At 57.3% G+C, this 5,133-nt stretch carries 6 protein-coding genes; 2 read left to right on the top strand and 4 right to left on the bottom strand.

The window, feature by feature from the left end:
- Nucleotides 1-272 (bottom strand): YidH family protein (locus ACXJ5O_RS18290; RefSeq protein WP_457301135.1); only part of this gene is annotated, 272 nt, incomplete at its 3' end.
- 341 nt (nucleotides 273-613) lie between these two features.
- On the opposite strand from ACXJ5O_RS18290, the gene ACXJ5O_RS18285 reads away from it, so the two are divergent.
- Complete coding sequence (locus tag ACXJ5O_RS18285; RefSeq protein ID WP_457301134.1) at nucleotides 614-844, top strand: hypothetical protein; 231 nt, start codon at nucleotides 614-616, stop codon at nucleotides 842-844.
- Nucleotides 845-996: 152 nt separating this feature from the next.
- Nucleotides 997-2,742 carry a hypothetical protein gene (locus ACXJ5O_RS18280; RefSeq protein ID WP_457301133.1) on the top strand — a complete coding sequence of 582 codons (1,746 nt, stop codon included), beginning with the start codon at nucleotides 997-999 and terminating at the stop codon, nucleotides 2,740-2,742.
- A gap of 34 nt (nucleotides 2,743-2,776) precedes the next feature.
- Here the strand turns inward: ACXJ5O_RS18280 and ACXJ5O_RS18275 are convergent, their stop codons facing one another.
- From ACXJ5O_RS18275 to ACXJ5O_RS18265, 3 genes are all read right to left on the bottom strand, one after another.
- A complete protein-coding gene (locus ACXJ5O_RS18275) occupies nucleotides 2,777-3,061 on the bottom strand; it encodes a hypothetical protein (protein WP_457301132.1) in 285 nt (94 codons plus the stop codon).
- A 268-nt stretch (nucleotides 3,062-3,329) separates the two neighbouring features.
- Nucleotides 3,330-4,604, bottom strand: a complete 1,275-nt coding sequence (locus ACXJ5O_RS18270; protein ID WP_457301136.1) for an alpha/beta hydrolase — start codon at nucleotides 4,602-4,604, stop codon at nucleotides 3,330-3,332.
- 74 nt (nucleotides 4,605-4,678) lie between these two features.
- A partial coding sequence (locus ACXJ5O_RS18265; RefSeq protein WP_457301131.1) for a LuxR C-terminal-related transcriptional regulator occupies nucleotides 4,679-5,133 on the bottom strand: 455 nt, incomplete at its 5' end.

Here is a 5,133-nt window from a genome sequence, read left to right as displayed (position 1 = left end):
AGCATGCATATGCCGAGAAGGACAAGCGCCAGTCCGAAACTACGCGGCGCCCCGGCATGGGTAAGTGTGCCCGCATCGCGCAACTTCTCGAAGAACTGGAATATTGTAAATCCAAAGCCGATCAGTGAGAGGGACGTGCGGATCACCGACATCAAGGTGCGGTCGGCGCTCATCCGTGTCCGCTGGAATGACATTCCAGTGCGCCGCGCGGACAAGTCCACCGAAATCGCATCGGACGGGGATTTTGAATTCGCATGTTCCATGAAGGTCATTGGCCTTGTTCGTCGCGGACACGTTCGCCAGTGGAGTGGCCGTTTGTAAGTACGTAACGGTAACAAAGGCGGGGCCAGAAGAGACAAGGCCATACCTCCACGTTGAACATGATCAGAATATTTTCCGCCCCTTAGGACCTGTCCCCGCGGTTTTTACCGTAACGTACTCCCGCGGCGAGCATCAATTATGCACTATCGTCGGACAGAAACCGGGTGTTCTGCACAATTGCCGGTTCGCTTGCCTTTTGGCGGCATATAGCTCGAATGGATTAGTTTACGACGGAAGCGGAGGTTCAGCATCGGCAATGTCAACGGCTTCATCCCAAAGGGGACTCTGGAAATTGATGCTCAAACTGCCCGCGATGCGCGGGCAGCTGCAGATGCTCAGTACCCGGAATTCTACTTTGGTAAGCCTCTGCGACGCGTTCGACGAAGCAAGTTCAACCCTTGACCGCTTGCGGCGAAATGGCTCCTCGGACGACAGACTGTTGGTGGAATACGAGACATTGTGTTCCGATATCGAAAACGAAGTTATTGATATCTGCATTGCGGCGCGCAGCAAAATGCCTTGACCAATCAATCTGACGTAGCTCTTTGTTTCCTGATCAATCCTGTTTAAACTAAGTGTCTCAGTATAATTCCGGTGCAACCTGGGGTATTCACCCTATGGCTTCTTGGCCTGTTCCGTTCAATTCTGTTCCAGGCTGAAGCACGGGGGTCTGCCATGGAAGTTGACGTCAATATCGACGCAACGGAAACCGAAGAGGTCACCGAACAGGAGGCGAAGCAGGAATTGGACAGGCTCTTGTCCGATCCCCAGTTTCACTCGACCGATCGCAACAGGAATTTCCTGCGATTTGTAGCCAGCGAAATGTTCGAGGGTCGCGCTGCTGCGGTGAAGGCCTATACGATCGCGGTCGATGTGTTCGGTCGCCCCTGCAGTTTTGATCCCACTACGGATCCAATTGTCCGCATAGAAGCGACACGGCTTCGCGCCTCTCTTGCCCAATATTATGAGGCTCACGCCGAAGAAGGCAGCGTCCGCATCGAGCTGCCGCGCGGACGCTATATTCCTGTTTTTACCAAGGCCCCACCCCAGACTGAAACTCTCGACGAGGCCGACCTTCTTGATGCACCCGAAATCGGGAGTACAAATTCCGGCTGGAAGAGCAGGATCTTAGATCGGCGGCTCGTTCTCGCAGGACTTGTGGCGGCCGCTTGTGGTTTCCTGTGGTTTCTTTCCGGAAGGGGGCCTGTTTATTCGGAAAAGCCAAATGTCGCCATCGAGATGAAATTGGCCGGTGACCAGACGGACATCGAGGCCGGGCTCATCCGCGATTATCTGATGACGGCCCTGTCGCAGTATCAGACGCTCAAGCTTGCGGCAGGAGACATGGTGTCGGAAACGGGCGGGATCCGATCGGCAGCCGGGTCCCTGTTCGGTTCCCAAAGTCGAATGGATACTCGCTATCATGTGATCCTCAAATATCACCCTGACGACCACGACCGTGCGGTGTGGTGGCAGGTTGTCAATCCTGTGACGGGAGAAGCCCTGCGTTCCGGAGTCGAGCGCGTCGAGGTCGACAGAAGGGCGGGTATCGACGTTCGCTACGAACTGATTACGGACCTCGCAAACCGGTTCGCCGGCACACGCGGCGTGATCAACAGCCTGGAGTTGACGCGTGAACTGAGGTCGCCGACGTTTGGCAATGGCTGCGTCCTGCGGTCTGCCGTGGCTCTCGAACAGCTCGATACAGGCCTGTTACAAGAGGTGCAAACTTGCCTCGGTAAATCACTGCTGGACGCACCGAACAGTCCAGACATCAACGCCGAACTCGCAATCGTCAATCTTGAGCTGGACGCGCCTGAAGTGCCGACCGAATTGACTGCGCAGGCACTGACGCTGGCCAATAAAGCCGTTTCGCTCGCCCCTATGTCCGACCGCGCCGGATATGCGCAAATGCTGGCTCAATTCCGCAATGGTCAGACGGAAGCGGCGTTCGTGTCCGGATATCGTGCAATGGGACTCAATCCCGGCAATAACCTTATCCCGGCCCGGCTAGGAGCTATGCTTTTCGCCGTAGGCCGATGGGCGGAAGGTGTGGGAATGGCAGTCAAAGCCGGGATGATCGATGGTGCCGCGCCCAGCGATGCCGGGCTCACGCTTGCGCTTGATGCTTACCGGCGCGGAGAATTTGCGGAAGCGCTGCTCCGCGTGCAGCAGATGGGCAGGTCGGAAAACTATATTGCCAACATTCTCGAACTTGCGGCAGCGGGCCAGATGAAGAATGCCGCAGATATAAACGAAGCGGCAAAACAGCTGAACGCCAAGCGCAAGCACTTCCCCGCGTCGTTTCGCTCCGATATGGCGGCCCGCCACTATTCGCCGGAGATCGTCGACCAGCTTGGAGCCGGCTTGACGAAGGCAGGTTTTGTTCTGCCTGCTCCGGTGGCTGACGCGTCCAACTAAAAGTAACGTCTCTTGGCTACGAAACCTGGACGGTTCACTTCCAAGGTTCGATTTTCGTTACCTTGCTGTTGGTAGCGTTCATTGTCAGGCTGTATTGCGCGAATGTCGTTTTGTCATCGCAAGTCACCTGCACGATCGTGGGGCCGCCAGCGGATCGCGCCTTGTCGATCCTGGCATCAGTGATCTTGTCGCACCAGAACCCCGCATTGCGGATGGCGCGGGCCGTTTGGCGCTGGAGCATGCGCGATTGCAGCGGCTCGGCCGCGGCGATCTCGGAGGCGCAGAGCAGGATCAAAAGAGCTGGCAGTATGCGTTTCATGCAGTAAACCTGTTTCAGGGTTTTTGCTGGAATTGGCGCGAGAAACGCCTTCAGGCAACAAAGATGCGTCGAGGCCGAATTTCTTGCAACGATGTTACTGTAACATCGGTGCTGCAGGCGCTATTTTGGACCAGCATCGCCAAGGGCACGGGGTTGCCTCCCTTCCCCTTGCCTCGCCCGGGCGGGACCGGCGATTGACGAATTCGCTCTCCCTTGCACCCACCGCGAAGTCGGGCAGTTACGGACACGCTCGGGCCCCCATCCCTGCTCAGTAGCTAAGCTCGGGCGTGGGTGCCTTGCTGTTCAGGGTCTCGTTCAACCTGTCGGATTTAGGGCGTCTATATTCGATCTTGTTGCCCTCGAGCACGGTGAGCGGTGCGGTCACGGTCGTGGCGGCGACTTTGCCCACGGTGCCGACGCTTCCCGCCACGACCGCCGTCACGCCGTCAGCGAAGGAAACGTCTGAATCGGTAAGCGTCTGTCCCGTCACGAGCCGCTGTCCGATGAGCTGGACAATTTCCGGGCTTTCGGCGAATTTGCCGTGGCGCAGCCCGTCATCGGTTTTGACCTGCGTCAGATCCACGACGGTTATTCCGGCCGCTTCCAGCTTGGTCTTGTAAGGTTCCGCCGCCGGATTGATCGCACCAAGACGATCGACGTCGCCCGAGATCAACCGCGACACCTTCAAGGCCCTGTCGTCCTGCGACACGAAGATGGTGATTTTCGGCTTATCCTTGCCGAGTTCGTTCCATTGCCTTGCGAAGACATCGACATCGATATCGGGTGAGGCAAGGATCACGTTCTTTATCTTGGGCTGCACCCGGCCGTCGCGTATCGCCATCTGCCGCAGCGATTCCATGGCGAGCCATGTTCCCATCGAGTGGGCCATGACTGTGATTTCCTTGACGTCCTTGTCCTTGGCAAGCGTTTGCAGTCCCTGTTCGAGCGCAGTACGCGAGAAGTTGGTGCTCTCCTTGTCGTAATTGTAATCGAAGATGCGTGCCCTCGAGGGCCAGGTAAACAGGATTGGCGTCACCTGAGCCTTGGAATCGTGGATGATCTGGGCGAAGCGGAAAACCGAATCTTCGTAGCGGTTGTTGAAGCCATGGACAAAGACCATCGCATGCCCGTTAACGACATGCTGGCGGAACCAGGCGCGTCCCTCTTCGGGGGAATGCAGTTGCTGCACTTTTGTCACGGCAAAGTCCGTTTCCGGATTCGGCGGTACCTTTTTCGGCCACTGGACTGTTCCCGCTTTGCGCTTGGCATCGGAAGGGATAGATACGGTGATATCCGTCAAATAGGGCGTCGGGCTGCGCTCCCCCGTAAACAACGTCGCCGGATCGTGCGAGGGTACGCGGCTGGTCACCACGAGCATGTCGACCGTTGAGCCACCGGTTGCACCCGTCACGGCCACTGGCGCCATCACACCCTTGGCATGCCCGGCGCAACCGGCCAATGCGAGCGTGAGCAGCCCAAGCACCGGCAATGCGGCCAAGCGACTGCGCCGCGGAAGCTCAGTCGCTCCGGAGATGTAATTCATGTCGATGCTTTCGCTCGAGGAAATTGCGGCGGGTGAGTAATGGTAATGCTTGACCATTTTGCGCGAAACCATCGTCAAGCCTCGATCAACCGGTTTCTTATGGCATATCGAACAAGGGCCGCGGTGGATTTGGCATCCAGTTTCCGCATCGCAGCCGCGCGGTGGCTTTCGACGGTCTTCTCACTAAGGCCAAGCACCGCTGCCGTCTCCTTGTTGCTATGGCCCTCGGCGATCAGTTTGACCACTGCCGTTTCGCGCGAGGTGAGAATACTCGACGTAGCATCGGATTTAGCGAGATAGGATGACACGAGCATGTCAGACACCGTCTTGGTAAAGAACGGCTGGCGGTGCTCCAATGCTTCCACTGCCTGGATGAGATATTGCGTGGCATCGGATTTCAGCAAATAGCCGCGCACGCCCGCTTCAAGTATGTTGCGCAGCAGCGCTTCATTATCGTGCTGGGTAAATATCAGGACCTCGGTCTTCGGACTGTGCAGCCGGATTTGTCGCGCCGCTTCCACACCATTGA

Source organism: Phyllobacterium sp. P5_D12 (assembly GCF_054049495.1).
Note: the sequence above shows the minus strand (reverse complement) of the source record. Positions and strands in the feature narration are given on the sequence as shown.